Here is a 19332-nt window from a genome sequence, read left to right as displayed (position 1 = left end):
TTTTTTCAAAAAAAGTAATTTTTATAGTAAAAAACAACCTATTGTATATGCTATGATTGGAATTAGCATTTTCCACCTGCGATTCAACTTTATTGAAACGGAGCCATAATATGATTAATCAAAAAAAATATGTACACTTTGTCATGATGTATATAATTATATTTTCCCTTTGGATATTTCTTATCCCTAAGGACTTGAATATAAAAGAAATTGGAATTCTCTTCTTATTTTGCTTTGCTACACTCTTTTCTTGCTACTGCCTATATAAAGCAATAAAAAAAATGAAGCGCGGTGACAAACTATTTTGGGTTTTAGTACTATGCACTTGCCTATGTGGATTGACAATGGAGATAACTTTATTCCTTCATTCACTTTCTATATATGAACAAGTCATATTCTCATATAAGGCATTGCCCTTTTTCATCGTACAATATATTTTGCTCTTCTCTGGCTTTGCTATTAAATTCATAAAACATTACTCTATTAGAGGCCTTGCTCAATTTTCATTCGATAGCATCTTTATTGTTATTATGAATATTTATTTTACTCTAACTTTTATTTTGGATCTTTCAAGCTTTCGTATGTTAACAACAGCTACTTGGATTTTAATTGGATACTTTATTGCACAATCATTAGTAATTTACGCCGTTATTAGCCTATATAGAAGAGAACAATATTCTTCAAGCAGAATTTCATTAATTATCGGCTTTACTATTATACTCGTTTACGGATATATACATCTGTTCCAACTAAACATGGGGATGAAAACTTCTTCTGAAGTCTCTTATTTAGTACATACTGCTTCAATTTTATTAATCGGTTTATCTTCCATACTATACATTTTGGACAAACCAATGCAGCATGAAACGAAAACAAAGTATTATCGATTTGATTATGTGCGCTTTATATTACCCTATTTTAGTATAATCATTACCTTTTCCTTTATTCTTATTCAACCTTGGGATGATAAGTTCATGCTAATCGGTCTAGTATTATCACTCATCTTATTATTCCTACGACAACTTTACATGTGGAAAGATAACCAAGCACTAATCGATACATATGAACAGTTGACTACACAACTAGAAGGCAAAGTAGAAGAGGGTGCATCTGCGTTATCAAAGAGTGAACAACGCTATAAATCGTTATTTGAAGATCATCCCGATGCTGTTTTCTCTTTAAATATGAATGGTATTTTCCAACATTCTAATAAGGCATGTGAAAGCTTGTTTACCGCCTACTATTGTGAAGTAGAAAGCTATTCTCTTCTACACTTCATTGATTCAAAAGACCATGATCTACTAAAGAAAGCTTTACAAATAACAAAAGAAGGTAGACCACAAACTTTAGAAGTTCGTACAAAAGAAAAAGAAAGCTACTACTATTACCTTCACATTACACTCATCCCTACTTTCATAAACAAAGAAGTTGTTGGGATGTTCGGCATAGCACGTGATATTACAACTTTATATGAAAAACAAAAACAAGTAGAACATTTAGCCTTTCATGATGCACTTACTGGGTTACCAAATCGCCGAAAGTTTGAAAAAGATTTAAAGAACATTTTAAATACAGCTCAAACTAGCGCAAATGATGTTGCCGTCATGTTCCTTGATTTAGATCGATTCAAAAAAATTAACGATAGACTTGGGCACGACGTCGGAGATCTATTATTAATTGAAGTAGCAAAAAGGTTACGCAGTTGCTTGCGTTCGAAGGATGTCGTTGCTCGCCAAGGCGGAGATGAGTTTACAATTCTATTACCAGATATGTACTCAGAAAAAAGTGCTGCTTTTATAGCTGAACAAATTTTAACCATTTTAAACAAACCATTCTTCATTAAAGATGAAGAACTGTCTATTACACCGAGTATCGGAATTGCAATGTACCCTGATTACGGAACAGATGTAACAGAATTAATGAAAAATGCTGATATGGCTATGTATCGCGCGAAAGCAAATGGAAAAAACAGATTTGTTTTCTTCTCAAAAGAAATGAGTATCGCCCAAAATGAAATTCAATTCTTAGAAGGCGAACTTACAAAAGCATTACAACAAAATGAATTTTTCCTTGAATATCAGCCACAAGTAAGCACAAAAACAAAACAAATTATCGGTTTTGAAGCATTAATTCGTTGGAAGCACCCAAAACTCGGCATTGTGTCTCCTGCCCAATTCATTCCGCTAGCGGAGGAAACCGGATTTATTATTGAACTTGGAAATTGGATTTTACGTACCGCTTGCTTAGAGGCAAAAAGATGGCATAATCAAGGGTTTTCTCACTTAAAAGTTGGTGTAAATTTATCTGTTGTTCAATTTAACCATGCAGATTTAATCCCTACTATTTCAAAAGTGTTAGAAGAAACCGAACTAAAATCAGAAGCACTAGATATCGAAATCACAGAAAGTATCGCAATTAATCAAAATCAGTCTGTCATTTCCAAACTAGAACAGCTTCAAAATCTCGGTATTCAAATTTCAATCGATGACTTTGGAACTGGTTATAGTTCTTTAGCTTATTTAACAAAATATCCAATCAACACATTAAAAATTGCTCGAGAGTTTATTTGTGGAATTACAAATAGTCCTTTAGAGGAAGCGATTATCTCCTCCATCATTACACTATCTAAAGAACTAAATTTAGAAGTTATTGCAGAAGGTGTAGAGACGGAAGAACAATGGAAGTTTTTATATGAACAAAACTGTGACCACATTCAAGGATTCCTTATTAGCAAGCCTGTTTCTAGTAAAGACGTTTGGATGTTACTCCACAAAAAAACAACCGTCTAAGTAAGACGGTTGTTTTTTAGTACTCAAAAGGTACATCTGAAGCTAATTGTATCTCTTGATCATTATGAGAAATTACTTGATTTTTCTCTAAAACTGTATCTCCTAATGAAATACCCCATGCCATCGCTAACGTTAATAGACTACCAATAAGTAGTTTCTTCATATTCCATCACCCACATTTTTTCTTTAAATATATCATGAAAATTTATCCACATTTTATGCAATTATGCATATTTATTTTTTGGATTTTTTATTTCTTCATTTTTTTTATAATTGATTCTTTTAACGCATGGTTTCCTAATATATCGAAAAAGAAGCACGCTTTTTCGTAAGCATCTTCAATTTCTGCTCTATCACACTCTAGCTTTTCTAGGCATTCACCTTTTCGATAGTATAACTGTCCAATCAATGTCATACTATTAATTTGGCACGATAGTTCAATGGCTTTATTTGCGTGACAAAGCGCTTCTTCGTATTGATTGTCTAAGTATAATGCTTTTGCATGATTATGTCTCACCTTCACATCAAACTCTTTATTATCATGTAATGCCTCTAATTGTTTTAATATATTTTCAAATAACTCAATACTCTTCTTAAAATAGCCATTTTCAGCGTAAATATTTGCAATTGCGTTTTCAATATAAAGGTTCTGATATACATCTATCCCTGCCAATTGTTGATTAAGCAATTTCTTTAATTCTAAAATACAATATTCGTAATCGATTTTTTTCAATATGTAGGCAGCTACATAATATTGCCATTGAAGAAATTGCTGAAGCTCGGGATGATATTCTTCCTTTTTCAACTCATTCCATACTTTATTATAAATTTCTTTATATTTCTTTTGCTTACAAAGCATAATAATTCGATCTTTTAACTGCTTATTCCTCTCAATATCAGAATAAATGAGTACCTCATAAAAATGAATAATGGGAACTTGTAACTTTGCTGCAATACCTTGCAATATATCCATACTTGGGTATACTGCGCCCGATTCAATTCGGCTCACTTCCGATTGATGACATATGTTCTCGGATAACTGTTTTTGTGTTAATCCCCTCATTACCCTAATTTTTTTAATTTCACTTCCTAGTTTTTCTGCGTGCATACTTACTCACCATCCCATTATAACAATCTAATTTTTTGAGTTGTCATACCACTACAATAATGTGAATTCGACAATTTTTGATATGAAATAATGCATAATATATATAAAATTCGGCAAATTTTTCATAAAATTCATCTCACATACAATAATAGATTAAAAGTTTTATAGATAAATTATAGAAAACTTGCCCGTGCTTTTCTTTACATTCGGTCTTCTTTATCCTTTATCTGCAGAAGCTATTCACACCCAAGAATTAGACAGAAATGAAGTAAAAGTTGAAATTGCTCAGCCTGGTTTAACAATTGGAAAATTAACAGAACCTCAAAGTGATTCGAAAGAGAATATTGCTAAAAATATTTAAAAGGTGAGGTAAACGGGGCTAAAGCTCAACAAGAGCAAGTTACAACTGAAAAAAATATTGATTTTCAACCTACAAATAAAAAAACAAAAGAAAATCAAACCGAAGTTCGCCTTGCACAAACTTACAAAAATTATAAAGTATATGGCCAAGATCTTATTGTAAAAGTAGATAAAAATGGAGTAATTACAACTGTTAGTGGTAAAGTTGTCCAAAGTTTAGACCAACAACCTAATCTTACTATAACAAATTTTTTGTCGAAAAATGAAGTAAAATCTAAATTACGCGATATACTTTAAATTCCGAGCGATGCGACTGAGACAGAATTCTCTAACGAAACCGTTGTTTATAAGAAAAAAGAAGTTTACCACTCATAGGTAAACTTCTTTTCATATCCATCCCTTTTCTTCCGCAATTGTAATTGCCTCAATTCTATTTTTCGCATCTAGCTTCGTTAATACTTCAGAAATATAATTACGTACTGTACCAGGCGAAAGATAAAGTGCCTTCGCAATTTCATTTGCCGTCTTTCCTTCTTTCGCAAGTAGCAATACTTCTTTTTCACGATCTGATAACGGATTTTGCTCCTGCCATAAGCCGAACATTAAATCTTGAGAGATCTCTCGCTTTCCTTTCATTACATTACGAATCGATGCAGCTAAATCTTCACTTGGGCTATCTTTTAATAAATATCCGTGCACGCCAGCTTTCATTGCTCGTTCAAAATATCCAGGGCGTGCAAATGTTGTTAAAATCATTACTTTGCATGCTGATTTTTCTTTCTGTAACGTTTCCGCAACATCTAATCCGGTTTGAATTGGCATTTCAATATCCATAATGCTTACATCAGGTTGTAGCGATTCAATTAGTTTTAACGCTTCTTCCCCATTGGCAGCTTGCCCAATTACTTCAATATCATCTTCTAGATCAAGTAGGGCCCCTAATGCACCACGAAGCATCCGCTGATCTTCTGCAATAATAATTCGAATCATGCCCTCACCTCATCTTTTCCTGTTCTAATGACAACTGGTACTTTTACTATTAATAGTGTCCCTGGATTGATTGTGCCCAGTTCAACAAACCCATCAATAAGAGCGATGCGCTCTTTCATACCACGAATGCCATTTCCATCATGGTTTTGATCCGCTAAACCAATTCCATTATCTTCTACTGTCAAAATTAATTCACCTTGTGATTCTAGTACAGAAACTGTACAACGCGTCGCCTGACTATGCTTTACAACATTTGTCACCGCCTCACGTAAACACATTCCTAAAATATTTTGTTCAATGGGTGATAACGAACTTGCATTCGTTTCTTGTTTTATTGCTAATTCAATAGTAGCAGCTTGTAAGATCGCTTTTATTTGCTCAAGCTCTTCTTCCACTGTAATCATACGCATATCAGAAATTAATTCCCTTAACTGCTTTAAAGCGGTACGAGATGTTTGTGTAATTTCCTTTGCTTCCACACTTGCACGCTCCGGATTTTTTACAATTAACTTTTCCACGAGCTGACTTTTTAAAGTAATGAGTGATAACGTATGCCCTAACGTATCATGAAGATCTCTTGCAATCCGCTGCCGTTCTTCACGTTTTACTAAGTCTTTAATTTGCTCGTTTGCTTCGTTTAATTGATTTCTTAATATCTTTTTTTGATTAAAATTACGCATACCAAAAGGCGCAACAAGCATCAAAATAAGCATCGGGACAGTATTTATAAAGCTTGTAAATGAAAAACCCGCACCATATACAAATGTTATAAGCGTTACAACTAATAGGCCCAATAATATACGAAATATTTTTTTCGTCGGTGCGAACGCTATGGCGTTTGATGTAAAGAAGCATAAAAAAATAAGATACGGGCTATAGAAAAAACTAAATACTAAAGCAATAATCATTTGCATACAAGCCCACATTGCAAACATTTTTGTAACAAAATACAACTGCCGATATGCTAGTATAAACAGTATTAGCATACCAGCCCCAAACATTAACCTCGAACCTTCCTCTTGTACAAGTGCATAAATTGGGAATGCTAGATACACAAGCCACATATACGGGAAGAAACCCATATGTTTCGGAAAAATCTCAATCCTCTTCTTCTCTATCATTTATACCGCTTCCTGTCTTTTTCTTATATATATTGATACTACAACAAATATAAGGAAATAACCTCCTAATACCGCGATATTTTCCCAACCAACTGATTTCCCAGCTACAATATCCCATGCACCGCTCCCGAAGTGATATGTTGGTGTCCATTCACCAATCGTTCTTAATATTTTTGGGAATACTTCAATTGGCATCCATAGCCCGCCAATCACAGCTAGACTCATATTTAAAATATTCGCTAAACCCGCTGCTGCATCTGCCTTTTTAATAGAACCTATTACTGTTCCTAACGCTAAAAATGGTGTTACACCTAACAACAACCATAATCCAGCGCCAACCCATTGCCCTACTGTTAACTCGACATGATTAATTAATATTCCTGCGATAAAGATAACTAAGATTGAAAAAGCATTCACTACAGTTTGAGCGATGATTTTGGCTGTTATATATGCCCCCTCTGGAAGTGGTGTAATTTTTAACAAATGTGTCCACCCTTGCCCCTTTTCCTGAGAAATCCTTACACCGAAACTAAAAAGTGCCGTCCCTACAATACTAAATGTCGCCATTGAGATTAAATAATGCGCTTTCCAAGCATCTCCGTTTTGTGGCACTTGGATAACATTTGTGAAAATGTAGTAAAACATAACTGGCATTAGTAATGAGAAAAAGATAAACAATTTATTACGAAACGTACGTAAAATTTCTATTTTGCATTGCATCCATAAAGCTCTCATGCGATTCCCTCCTCCTGATTTGCGACAAACTGTTCAAATGCTTCATCAAGACTTCCACGTTCAACTGAAACATCTGTTACAGGTAAGTTCTTTTGATAAATCGCTTTTAAAGTTGCATCTGTATCTTCAGTTGTTAAAGTGAAGTGCCCTGCGTTTGACTGTACTTCTGTTACGTTTGGTAATTCTTTTAGTAATTTTGCAGGAATACTTTCCTTGGAATAAAACTTGATTGTTTTTCGCGAAATCGTCGCCTTCATCTCATCTGGTGTACCATCTGCGATAATCTTTCCATTCGCAAATAATAAAATGCGATTCGCCAATGCATCCGCTTCTTCTAAATAGTGCGTTGTTAAGATAATTGTTTTTCCTTCACTTGCTAACTTTCGAATTGTTTCCCAAAACGTTCTTCGAGACGTAATATCCATTCCAACTGTCGGCTCATCTAAAAATAACAAATCAGGATTTCCTGCAAGTGCAAGTGCAAAGTTTAACCTTCTTTTTTGCCCACCTGATAATTTCTCACATCTTTGCTTTCGCTCCGATTTTAAATTTGATAACTGTAGCAACGTTTCTTTCGCTACCGGATTCGTATAATAACTACGGAATAACTCAATTGCCTCTTCTACTGTAATACTATCAATCACACTTACTTCTTGTAGCATCGCACCGAGGCTATTACGAACATCTCTATGCTTGGGACTCTTTCCAAATATAGAAACAGTTCCTTCCGTCGGATCCTTTAATCCAAGCATCATCGACATCGTCGTCGTTTTCCCTGCACCATTCGGTCCAAGTAGTGCTACAATTTCTCCTTTATTCACATAAAATGAGACGTTATTTACTGCCTTTTTATATTTAAATGTTTTAGAAACACCATTTACTTCTATAATCTTTTCCATCTCTCCACCCCCGCTGTTTCTTATATTTACATTGTATGTTTTGGAAAACTTAGGAAACAGTATGATGCGTCATGACATCGATATGACAATTGTCATGTATTCCTTATGAGAGGAATCAACCTACATACCGCAAGCGAGTAGCAGGACGAAAATAAACATGATACAATCGGGTAAGATATATATTCGAGGAAGGACAGTGGTTTTCATGATTATTCGTAATGAACAAGATTTAGAAGGCTTACGAAAAATCGGCCGCATCGTTGCACTTGCACGTGAAGAAATGAAAAAAGAAGCGAAGCCAGGTATGACAACGAAAGAGCTTGATTTGATCGGTAAAAAAGTATTAGATGAGCATGGTGCTATTTCTGCACCTGAAAAAGAATATGATTTCCCAGGTGTAACTTGTATTAGTGTAAACGAAGAAGTTGCTCACGGTATTCCAGGAGATCGCGTATTAAAAGAAGGCGATTTAGTAAATGTCGACGTATCTGCTGCACTTGATGGCTATTATGCAGATACAGGTATTTCATTTGTACTTGGAGAAGATGAAGCAAAAGAAAAGCTTTGCCAAGCAGCGGTTGATGCATTTTGGGCAGCAATGAAAAAGGTGAAAGCTGGTTCCAAACAAAACCAAATTGGTCGTGCTGTTTCAAACTTTGCACATAAAAATGGATATAATGTGATTCAAAACTTAACTGGTCACGGTATTGGTCTTAGCTTACACGAAGCACCAAACCACATTTTAAGCTACTTTGACCCAATGGATAATGCGCTTCTAAAAGACGGTCTTGTTATCGCTGTAGAACCATTCATTTCTATGAAAGCTGATCACATTATCGAACGTGGCGATGATGGTTGGACATTCGTTACACCTGATAAAAGCCTTGTTGCACAATGTGAACATACAGTTGTCGTAACGCGCGGCGAGCCGATAATCTTAACAGAAATATAAAATTAAAAATGACCGTTTTTTAGAATTTTTCTACTAAAACGGTCATTTTTAATTTTTGGAAAATATTTGTTAAACTGCTGTTGAACTCTTTAACATTTAAGTATATAATCTTTAGCGAAGGTTACTTCAGCTTATCTTTACTAAAAAGATATTGTAGCTAAGGAGGAAAACACCTTCTTTTTTATTGTTTAAACAGTATCAAAAATGACCGTAGTAACGGATTAGTCGAATATTCTGTAATTCTTATATTCCTCTAACAATGTAAGAAACTATCGTCTTTCAACTTCGGTCCACTAATCGTACAACTCTCTTTAGACAAAATAGATGACTATTTTCAAAGTACATATTGTCTTCATTCTGACCAAAAACAACCCTATCTAGATTTTTATTTCCACATAACTTTAAGGCAAAAATAAGCCTTCACAAGGGGATACACTACCTTGGTTAGTATGTATCGTAAAACTTACCTTTATAACCATTCTTTTTTACTAGATATACATGAAAACTATCTCACATATAAAGGTCTGATATCATTCTTTATATCAGTATTTTTTTCGACATTTTTTGTCGAATTGTGTATATTTCCAAATAACTGTGTAAATATACATTTTGTTTTACGTTAAATAATATTACTTTGAACATAATCCAGTTTGTCTGAGAACGCGTATAGAAACGGAGGGATAGCAAAAACAAATAGCTTATAACAAATACTTTTAATATTCCATTTGTTCGTGTGGAATAAGTCCCCAATGGACAAATGAATGTTCAGAGGAGGAAAAATGAAAAAACTTTTCAATGTATGTTTAATTGTATTCGTACTATTTTCGCAACTTGCTAGTTTTCCATACAATCAAGTAAAAGCGGAAACCTTAACAGGAGATTCCTTATTTGACACTGTTGAAATGAAAGATGCAACGAATCATATTATTGACGAAGCAAAAAATCCTACCAACTTAATAAAGATAGGATCAACCATTCAATTAGAATACGCTTGGTCAATAAAGGATCAACAAGTTGCACATGCAAATGATACAGCAGTAGTTCAAATACCACTTGCATTAAAAGTATCTAAAGATTTGCAAGGGGATTTAGTAACAGATCAAAAAAATATTGGTCAATATTTTATAACAGCTAAAGATAATAAATTAAAATTAATATTTAATGATCAAGTAGAAAATTTGAAAGACGCTAAAGGAAAAATTAAAGTTGATACCGTGTTTAACTCAACTTTAAAAACTGGAGAAAAATCAGTTCAAATCGCTTTTCCTTTAGGAACAATGGTTCAGCCTATATCAGTTCCTGTTCAGGTAGAAGACTCTAAAGAAGATGGCACCAAACAGGATACTAATAAACAAACGCAAGATCCAGTAGCTAAACCTGTTACTGACAATCCGGAGCAGGATCCAGCAACTAAGCCTGTTACTGATAATCCGGAACAAAACACAGCAACTAAACCTGTTACTGACAATCCGGAACAAAACACAGCAACTAAACCTGTTACTGATAATCCGGAACAAAACACAGCAACTAAACCTGTTACTGATAATCCAGAACAAAACACAGCAGCTAAAATTGCTACTGACAATCCAGAACGAAAGCTAGCAAGCGACCCTGCTGAAAATACAAATTCAGGTCCAAAGCAAATAACAACAAACATTTTAACCGGTGTAAAGTTGACGGATAAAGACGGAAAACCATTTACAGAGGATAACCGTCCAAGTACAGATTCCCCTGCCAATATTGAATTTACATGGGAGCTTTTAAAATCAATGAATGTGAAAAGCGGAGATTACTATATCTTTGATCTTCCTAAACATTTTAAGATTTACAATACAATTAACAGTCCTTTATATGATAGTGAAAACAATCAAATTGGTAATTTTACTGTTACAAAAGACGGAAAAGTCACGATGACATTCAACGATTATGTTGAAGAGCATCCAGATGTTGCTGGTAACCTACAATTAAAGACAGAATTTAATAAAGCTGAAATTAAAGGTACAACAACACAAGAAATTCCTTTCCCAATTAAAGATAAGGATGTTTCTATTACAGTTGACTTTAAGCCTAATGTACAAACAGCTACGAATAAAAAAGGGTTACCTGATAGACCAATTAATACAAATGAAATTAATTGGAAAGTAGAGATGAACAAAACGAAAGACACCCTTAAAAATGCTGTTTTTAAAGATAACATCCCACAAGGTACAAGCTTAAATAAAGATTCTATTAAAGTTTATTATTTAGAAGTTGATGTTAATGGGAATGTAACGCGTGGTACAGAAGCTGAGCCAACAGATTACAATATTATTTCATCAGATGGATCAAAATTGGAGATTGCTTTTAAAGATTCTATCAATAGAGCATATCAAATCGAATATGCCACAAAAATTACTGATGAAAATATTAAAAGTTTCCGAAATAACGTTACGATAACGAGTGATAATCAAAAGCAACAAAACGCAAGCTCTACTGTAACGGTTTCTCGTGGTACACACTTAAATAAAACAAGTAAATATGATCCAAAAACGCAAACAATTGAGTGGACAATTACTTACAATGGTGATCAAAGAGAAATCAAAAAAGCAGATGCGATTTTAAAAGATATTTTTGACGATACACACGAACTAGATGCAAATTCTATTGTTGTGAAAAACGCTTCATATAATGAAAAGGGAACGCTTGTAACAGGAGACGCTGTTAATAATTACACTGTAAGTAACAAGAAGAATGGATTCGATTTACAGTTTAATGATGATATTAATAGTGCTTATGTTATTACCTATAAAACCAAGCCAACTAATAAAGTTATAGAAGATGGAAAAGTAAAAAATAAAGTTACAGCTGATAATGATTCAAGTAAAGAAAATGAAGCTAGCTTCAAGCAGCAAAATATTATTAAATCTAATAATAAAGCTGAAACAAATTATAAAGACAAAACAACAACTTGGACAATTATAGTAAATAATAACAACTATCCATTAAACAACGCGATCATTACGGACACCTTTGATCATGGTGGATTACAATTAAAAGATAAAAAACTAGAAATTAAAGACGGAAATTATACCCTTCAAGCTGGGACTGACTATGTTTTAGATGCAACAGATAAAGGCTTCAAAATTACTCTTATAGGTACATATCAGTCTAATATGACAAAGACACTAGTCGTAAAATATACGACAGACTTTGATTATACAAAGCTAGAAAGTGGTAAAACTTCATTTAAAAATACAGGTAACCTATCTTGGATAGATATGGATTCTAAGCCACAATCAAATAAAGTTGAAGCTAATTTCGATCCTGATACTTTCACAAAGGCAAATGGTTATAAATACGGTTCTTATAACGCCCAAACGAAGGAAATTACTTGGATAATAGGCTTTAACTATAATAATGTTGAGATTAAAGATCCTTATGTTATAGACGTAATACAAGATAAACAAAAGTTAGTTCCTGGATCCATTGAAGTGCGCGATATGATTTTAAATGGAAATCCTGATAATGCACAACCTGGTAATGCTGTACCAACTGAGAAATATGAACTTGAAGAACCTACAGAGAAAAATAAAAACACCCTAAAGGTTCATTTCAAACAATCAATTAATTCACCTTACTATATTATCTTTAAAACAAGCCTTGATGGTGAACTTATCCAAGGCACCTACAAAAACGAGGCAGATTTAAAAGATGGCTCTAAAATTGTTAACACCCTTACAGGTGACACTCAAGTAAATAAAGGTGGCAGCTTCGTTACTAAAAAAGCTGTGCAAGACGACAACTATATTAATTGGAGTATCGCAATTAACGAAAGCCAATCAACCATTGCAGATGCGGTTGTAACAGATGACCCAACCGAAAATCAGGTAATTGTAGAAGATTCATTCCACTTATATCCTACAACTGTTGATCCATATGGAAATTTAACAAAAGATACAGTAAACGAATTAAAAGAAGGAACAGACTATAAACTCAAAATAACAACAGACAATAATACTGGAAAGCAACATTTCGAAATTGCCTTCTTGAAAAAAATTGATCGAGCTTATATTTTAGAATATCGCTCACTTATTAATGCAGACGATAAAGAGAAAGTAAGTAATAAAGCGAAAATCACAGGCAATAAGTTGACAGTTAAAAACACAGAAACTACTGAAACGATTGAAGTGAGAATGTCTTCTGGTTCAGGCGGAGGATCTGCTACCAAAGGTCGTGGAAACCTTGAAATTATAAAGGTAGATAACGACAATAAGAACGTACTATTAGCTGGGACAGAATTTACTTTATACGATCGTACAGGTAAAACTGTTATCCGTAAAATTACAACAGACAAAGACGGTATCGCTAAATTTAATAATTTAAAACGCGATAAATATTTATTAAAAGAAACAAAGGCTCCTGAAGGCTATGTAATTAGCTGGGATTTAAAACAAGGGAAAATTGTTGAACTTGGTACACAAGAGACTACAACATATAAACTTGCAAATAAGAAGTTTGTCGGGAAAGTAGTTTTAACAAAATCTGATGACCTGAACAAAAACGCAACACTACAAGGCGCCGTTTTCACACTACTAGATAAAGACAAAAAAGTAATTCCAGAACATGAAGAATTAACAACAAATAATAACGGACAAATTATTATAGATAAACTAAAACCAGGAACTTACTACTTACAAGAAACGAAGGCTCCTGAGCATTATCAATTAGATAGTAAACTTATTCCGTTTACTATCTCTGAAGATCAAACAACAGTAGTAAACCGAACTGCGACAAATACTTTAACTAAAGGATCTGCTCTTTTAACAAAAGTGGATAATTATAATAAAACTTTAGCAGGGGCAGAGTTTACTGTTCAGGATCGCAACGGAAAAAATATTCCTGGATATGAGAAATTAACAACAAATGAACATGGGCAAATAGAAGCAAAAGATTTACGTCCGGGTAAATACCAGTTTGTCGAAACAAAAGCTCCTGAGCATTATGAATTAGACAAAACGCCTATTCTATTTGAAATAGAAAAAAGCCAAACTACAGCCGCTTCTATTACAGCAAAAAACGCTTTAATTAAAGGTGGCGTTACGTTAACAAAAGTGGATGATATTGATGGCACTTCCCTTGAAGGTGCGGTATTCAAAATTGTTAACGACAAAAATGAAGATGTCCGTACAAACTTAAAAACAGAAAAAGATGGAACTTTGACCGTTAAAGATTTAGATCCTGGTGATTATCAATTTATTGAAACAACACCACCTAAATACTATGACTTAAATAAAGAACCAATTCCGTTTACAATTGAGAAAAGTCAAACAAGCATTATCTCAATTACTGCAAAAAACAGTTTAACAACAGGTGCTGTTGAGCTATTAAAAGTCGACGAATTTGATAAAAAGACTCTTCTTGCTGGAGCTATGTTCAAAATCGTGAATGATAAGAACGAAGACGTTCGTACAGAATTAACTACCGATACAAACGGAACTGTTAAAGCTTCTGACTTACGTCCAGGCAAATACAAATTTATTGAAACGAAAGCTCCTGAACATTATGAACTGCGATCAACACCAATTGAATTTACAATTGAGAAAGGTCAAAAAACACCGATTGTTATTACAGCTGAAAATGGTCTATTACCAGGCGATGTTGAACTAACAAAACTCGATGATACTGATGGCACTGCACTTATAGGTGCCGTATTCAAAATTGTTAATAACAAAAATGAAGATGTCCGTACAGAATTAGTTACGAATCAGGAAGGTAAAATTATTGCTACTGGTTTACGCCCAGGTAACTATAAATTTATCGAAATGAAAGCTCCTGAGCATTATACCTTAAATAAAACACCGATTGAATTTACAATTAAGGAGAGCCAATCGACTGCTATTAACGTTACAGCTACTAATAGCTTAATAAAAGGCGGTATTGAATTAACAAAAGTTGATTCTGTAAATGCTAAGGAAACCATTGAAGGTGCAGTATTTAAAATTGTTAATGACAAAGGTGAGGATGTTCGTACGGAACTTACTACTAATAAAGACGGTAAATTAGTAGTACAAGACTTACGTCCGGGTAATTATAAGCTAATCGAGACGAAGGCTCCTACTTATTACGATGTAAATGAAGAGCCAATCGAATTTACGATTGAAAAGAGTCAACAAAAACTCATCCCTATTACTTTCAAAAATAGTTTGACGAAAGGAAAGGTCAAATTAATTAAAGAAGATGACGTGGAGAGCGCGAAAGCTCTTGCTGGCGCTGTATTCACATTACAAGACGCAACTGGCAAAGAAATTATGAAAGATTTAACAACAGATGCACACGGAGTATTAGTCATCCCTGATTTAGCACCAGGTGATTATCAATTTATTGAAGTGAAAGCTCCTGAACATTATAAATTAGATCAAACACCTATTAAGTTCACAATTAAAAAAGGTAGTAAGGAAGATCTTCCTATCCCTGTTACTGTAAAAAACAGTTTACTTACAGGTGGCGTCACTTTAACAAAAGTTGATGATGTTGATGGCACTACTCTTGAAGGTGCAGAATTTATAATCGTTGACGCTCATGATACTAAAAAGGTAATTCGCAAAGGTTTAACGACTGATAAAAACGGTAAAATTACTGCTTCTGATTTACGTCCTGGAGACTATCAATTTGTTGAAGTAAAAGCTCCCAAAGACTATACCTTAAGCAAAGAGCCTATTCCGTTCACTATCGAAAAAAGTCAAAAAGAGAATATTACTGTTACTGCTACTAACAGTTTAAAGAAAGGTGCAGTAACATTAACAAAAATCGATGACATCGATCGTACGATGCTCGAAGGTGCAATCTTTAAGATTGTTGATATGGACGGTAAGGAAGTTCATACGAATCTTGTTACAGATAAAAATGGAAAAATTTCTGTTTCTGATTTACGCCCTGGAGACTATCAGTTCATTGAAACAAAAGCTCCTGAGCACTATGTATTAGAAGAAACACAAATTCCATTTACAATTGAAAGAAGTCAAACGAAAGAGATCAATGTTACAGGTAAAAATGCTTTGAAAAAAGGTAGCGTTGAACTAACAAAGATTGACGATATTGATATAAATACAAAACTTGCTAACGCCGTATTTAATTTATTAGATGCAGACGGAGAGCTAGTTGAAGAAGGCTTAAAAACAAATGATGAAGGTAAAATTGTTGTTGAAAATCTACGTCCTGGTACGTATCAATTCGTTGAAACAATTGCTCCTGAACATTACGATTTAGATAAAACACCGATTGAATTTACAATTAAGAAAAGCCAAACTGAAACTCTTCACGTTACGGCTAAAAACGCTCTAACAAAAGGTGCAGTGGAACTTTCTAAAGTAGATGACATCGATGACACTAAACTTGAAGGCGCAGTATTTAACATTGTTGATATGAAGGGTACTGTAATTCATAAAGGCCTTGTTACAAATGGTAAAGGGAAGATCGAAATTAACGGCCTACGTCCTGGTGATTACCAATTCATCGAAACGAAAGCTCCTAAGCATTACGTTTTAGATGAAACACCAATCAATTTCACTATTGAAAAAGGACAGAAAAAAACTATTTCTTTAACTGCTAAAAATAGTTTAAAACAAGGTAGTATCGAATTAATTAAAGTTGATGATTTAAACAATCAAACAAAACTTGCCGATGCTGTGTTTAATTTACTAGATCAAAACGGGAAAGTACTTAAAACGGATTTAAAAACGAACAGTGAAGGAAAAATCATTGTTGAAAACTTACGTCCTGGTACGTATCAATTTGTCGAAACAACGGCTCCTAAACATTATGATTTAGACAAAAAGCCAATTGTAGTTACAGTTGAAAAAAGCCAGAAAGATATTGCTACTATTACTATGAAAAATAGTTTAACAAAAGGCGGCGTGGACCTTACTAAAGTGGACGACGTCGATGGTACTACTCTTGAAGGCGCAGTATTTAACATTGTTGATATGAAGGGTACTGTAATTCGCGAGAAGCTTACTACAAATTCAAGAGGTAAAATTAGCGTTTCTGACTTACGTCCGGGTGATTATCAATTCATCGAGACAACGGCTCCGAAACACTACGATTTAAACAAAGAGCCAATTCCATTCACAATCACAAAGAGCCAAGCTGAGCCTATCTCTGTTACAGCTACAAATAGCTTAACGAAAGGCACTGTGGAGCTTTCTAAAGTGGATGATGTTGATGGTACCGCTCTTAAAGATGCGATATTTAAAATTACTGATATGAATGGTAATGACATTCGCACTGAGCTTACAACAGATGTACATGGAAAAATCTCTGTTCCTGATTTACGTCCAGGGGACTATCAGTTTATTGAAACGAAAGCTCCTGAACATTATAAATTAGACAGTACACCGCTTAAATTTACAATTAAGAAAAGCCAAGCAGAGAAGCTACAAGTCACTGCCACTAACAGCTTAATTGAAGGTGCGGTAGAGTTAATTAAAGTTGATGATATAAATCCAGACACAAAACTTTCTGATGCGGTATTTAACATCATTGATGCGAAAGGTAAAGTTGTTCGCACGGATTTAACTACTGATAAAGACGGGACAGTTTCTGCTTTTAATTTACGTCCAGGAGATTATCAATTCGTTGAAACGAAAGCTCCAAAAGATTATGATTTAAATAAAAAGCCGATTCCTTTCACTATCGAGAAAAGCCAGCCAACTCATATTTCTGTTACTGCTAAAAATGGCTTAACTAAGGGTGGCGTGGAATTAACGAAAGTTGACTCTTTAGATGCGAAAGAAACGCTGGAAGGTGCGGTATTTAAAATTACTGATATGAACGGTAACGACATTCGTACGAATTTAGTTACCAATAAAGACGGAAAAATCATCGCTAAAGACTTACAACCTGGAGACTATCAATTTATTGAAACGAAAGCTCCGAAACATTATGAATTAAATGAAGATCCAATTAAGTTCACAATTGAAAGAAGTCAAACAAAACATGTCTTCGTTACAGCTACTAACAGCTTAACGAAAGGTAGTGTGGAGTTAATTAAAGTTGACGATATTGAAGAAAACACAACACTTGAAGGTGCAGTATTTAAAATTGTTAATAAGGATGGACACGACGTCCGTACTGATTTAACTACTGATAAAAACGGCCGTTTAGTTGTGGATGAATTACCACCAGGAGACTATGAGTTTATCGAAACAAAGGCTCCTAATCACTATGACTTAAACGAAACACCTATTAAGTTCACAGTTAAAAAAGGACAAGAAAAAATCGCTTCCGTTACTGCTACGAATAGCTTAACGAAAGGCGCGGTTGAACTTTCTAAAGTGGATGACGTTGACGGTTCGGTCCTTAAAGATGCAGTATTTAAAATCGTCGATATGAACGGGCACGACGTTCGTTCTAATTTAACTACTGATAAAGATGGAAAAATTTCTGTTTCTGATTTACGTCCTGGGGACTATCAGTTTATTGAAACGAAAGCCCCTACTGGATACGATTTAAGTGCTAAGCCAATTCCTTTCACAATTACGAAAGGACAATCTCAAGTTACTTCTGTTACAGCTTTAAATAGTTTAACAACAGGTTCAATGGAGTTAACTAAAATTGATATTGATCACCATGGAACACTTGAAGGTGCCATTTTCAATATTTTAGATCACGACGGAAAAGTAGTACGAGAAGGTCTACAAACAGACGGGCATGGTAAATTAATCGTAAATGATTTGAAACCTGGTAATTATCAATTAGTGGAAACAAAGGCTCCTACAGGCTATCAATTAAATGCATCACCAATAAACTTTACAATTGAAAAAGCTCAAGCTACACCACTACAAATTACAGTTTCAAATAAAAAAATCGATTCTTCATCAGGTGGAGATGATAAACCGATTACTCCTCCTAATAAAGAAGAGGAAACAGGTAAAGAAACTTCTGAAGAACTAGAAAAAGGAAATCCTGACACACATGGTAAAGAAACTTCCGAAGAACTAGAAAAAGGAAATCCTGACACACATGGTAAAGGAACTTCTGAAGAACTAGAAAAAGAAAACCCTGAAACACAAATAAACAAACAGCAAGATGACCGAAATAAGGGTAAAGAACTTCCAAATACAGGTCACAAAAATGATCCTACTCAAACAGTAGGCATCTTACTTCTACTAGCTGGTTTGTTAAGTATTTTAGCTACAAAACGAAAAAAATATTATTAATAGTTTTTCACACCTAATCAAATGAACATTTGATTAGGTGTTTTTTTATGCAAAAAAGGACGATACATAGAGTATCGTCCTTTTAACGGGGTGAGGCTGCCCAAAAGTACGGAAAACCTTTGAACAGCCTCGTATTTTCATATGGATGCCTTACATATATCACTGATAATAAGTATGAAATG

10 protein-coding genes and 1 pseudogene are annotated in these 19332 nt (G+C 34.2%); 5 read left to right on the top strand and 6 right to left on the bottom strand.

The window, feature by feature from the left end; genetic code table 11:
- Window positions 1-110 precede the first annotated feature (110 nt).
- Window positions 111-2789: a DUF4084 domain-containing protein gene (locus MKX31_RS24395; RefSeq protein ID WP_340981615.1), complete on the top strand. Its 2679-nt coding sequence runs from the start codon at window positions 111-113 to the stop codon at window positions 2787-2789.
- 16 nt (window positions 2790-2805) lie between these two features.
- Here the strand turns inward: MKX31_RS24395 and papR are convergent, their stop codons facing one another.
- Together papR and plcR are read right to left on the bottom strand one after the other, a co-directional pair.
- Window positions 2806-2952, bottom strand: a complete 147-nt coding sequence (gene papR, locus MKX31_RS24390) for a quorum-sensing peptide PapR (RefSeq protein WP_071724825.1) — start codon at window positions 2950-2952, stop codon at window positions 2806-2808.
- A gap of 87 nt (window positions 2953-3039) precedes the next feature.
- Window positions 3040-3897 (bottom strand): transcriptional regulator PlcR, encoded by an 858-nt coding sequence (gene plcR, locus MKX31_RS24385; protein ID WP_098101711.1) that lies wholly within the window; start codon window positions 3895-3897, stop codon window positions 3040-3042.
- Window positions 3898-4087: 190 nt separating this feature from the next.
- On the opposite strand from plcR, the gene MKX31_RS24380 reads away from it, so the two are divergent.
- Together MKX31_RS24380 and MKX31_RS24375 are read left to right on the top strand one after the other, a co-directional pair.
- Window positions 4088-4258 (top strand): hypothetical protein, encoded by a 171-nt coding sequence (locus tag MKX31_RS24380; RefSeq protein ID WP_306461235.1) that lies wholly within the window; start codon window positions 4088-4090, stop codon window positions 4256-4258.
- Window positions 4259-4314: 56 nt separating this feature from the next.
- Window positions 4315-4632, top strand: a pseudogene (locus tag MKX31_RS24375) (bacillolysin).
- A gap of 12 nt (window positions 4633-4644) precedes the next feature.
- Here MKX31_RS24375 and MKX31_RS24370 read toward each other — a convergent pair.
- The 4 genes from MKX31_RS24370 to MKX31_RS24355 are packed head-to-tail and all read right to left on the bottom strand — an operon-like array spanning window position 4645 to window position 8002.
- A complete protein-coding gene (locus tag MKX31_RS24370) occupies window positions 4645-5247 on the bottom strand; it encodes a response regulator transcription factor (RefSeq protein ID WP_098101712.1) in 603 nt (200 codons plus the stop codon).
- Window positions 5244-6368 (bottom strand): sensor histidine kinase, encoded by a 1125-nt coding sequence (locus MKX31_RS24365; RefSeq protein WP_064476088.1) that lies wholly within the window; start codon window positions 6366-6368, stop codon window positions 5244-5246. Before MKX31_RS24365 ends, MKX31_RS24370 begins: the two co-directional genes overlap by 4 nt.
- Window positions 6369-7103: an ABC transporter permease gene (locus MKX31_RS24360; protein ID WP_064476087.1), complete on the bottom strand. Its 735-nt coding sequence runs from the start codon at window positions 7101-7103 to the stop codon at window positions 6369-6371.
- Complete coding sequence (locus tag MKX31_RS24355) at window positions 7100-8002, bottom strand: ABC transporter ATP-binding protein (RefSeq protein ID WP_098101714.1); 903 nt, start codon at window positions 8000-8002, stop codon at window positions 7100-7102. Before MKX31_RS24355 ends, MKX31_RS24360 begins: the two co-directional genes overlap by 4 nt.
- 157 nt (window positions 8003-8159) lie before the next feature.
- On the opposite strand from MKX31_RS24355, the gene map reads away from it, so the two are divergent.
- Together map and MKX31_RS24345 are read left to right on the top strand one after the other, a co-directional pair.
- Complete coding sequence (map, locus tag MKX31_RS24350) at window positions 8160-8954, top strand: type I methionyl aminopeptidase (protein WP_002096176.1); 795 nt, start codon at window positions 8160-8162, stop codon at window positions 8952-8954.
- Window positions 8955-9733: 779 nt separating this feature from the next.
- Complete coding sequence (locus MKX31_RS24345) at window positions 9734-19150, top strand: SpaA isopeptide-forming pilin-related protein (RefSeq protein WP_340981614.1); 9417 nt, start codon at window positions 9734-9736, stop codon at window positions 19148-19150.
- Window positions 19151-19332 lie beyond the last annotated feature (182 nt).

This window comes from Bacillus sp. FSL M8-0063 (genome assembly GCF_038005545.1).
GTDB classification, from domain to species: Bacteria; Bacillota; Bacilli; order Bacillales; family Bacillaceae_G; genus Bacillus_A; species Bacillus_A wiedmannii.
The sequence above is the reverse complement of the archived record's forward strand: the minus strand, read 5'-3'. Positions and strand labels throughout refer to the sequence as shown.

What these genes read in the sequence shown, in the direction of transcription:
- MKX31_RS24395 (WP_340981615.1), top strand. Translation starts at nt 111, where the DNA reads ATGATTAATCAAAAAAAATATGTACACTTTGTCATGATGTATATAATT.
- MKX31_RS24355 (WP_098101714.1), bottom strand. Translation starts at nt 8,002, where the DNA reads ATGGAAAAGATTATAGAAGTAAATGGTGTTTCTAAAACATTTAAATAT.
- MKX31_RS24345 (WP_340981614.1), top strand. Translation starts at nt 9,734, where the DNA reads ATGAAAAAACTTTTCAATGTATGTTTAATTGTATTCGTACTATTTTCG.
- MKX31_RS24370 (WP_098101712.1), bottom strand. Translation starts at nt 5,247, where the DNA reads ATGATTCGAATTATTATTGCAGAAGATCAGCGGATGCTTCGTGGTGCA.
- MKX31_RS24365 (WP_064476088.1), bottom strand. Translation starts at nt 6,368, where the DNA reads ATGATAGAGAAGAAGAGGATTGAGATTTTTCCGAAACATATGGGTTTC.
- papR (WP_071724825.1), bottom strand. Translation starts at nt 2,952, where the DNA reads ATGAAGAAACTACTTATTGGTAGTCTATTAACGTTAGCGATGGCATGG.
- map (WP_002096176.1), top strand. Translation starts at nt 8,160, where the DNA reads ATGATACAATCGGGTAAGATATATATTCGAGGAAGGACAGTGGTTTTC.
- MKX31_RS24360 (WP_064476087.1), bottom strand. Translation starts at nt 7,103, where the DNA reads ATGAGAGCTTTATGGATGCAATGCAAAATAGAAATTTTACGTACGTTT.
- plcR (WP_098101711.1), bottom strand. Translation starts at nt 3,897, where the DNA reads ATGCACGCAGAAAAACTAGGAAGTGAAATTAAAAAAATTAGGGTAATG.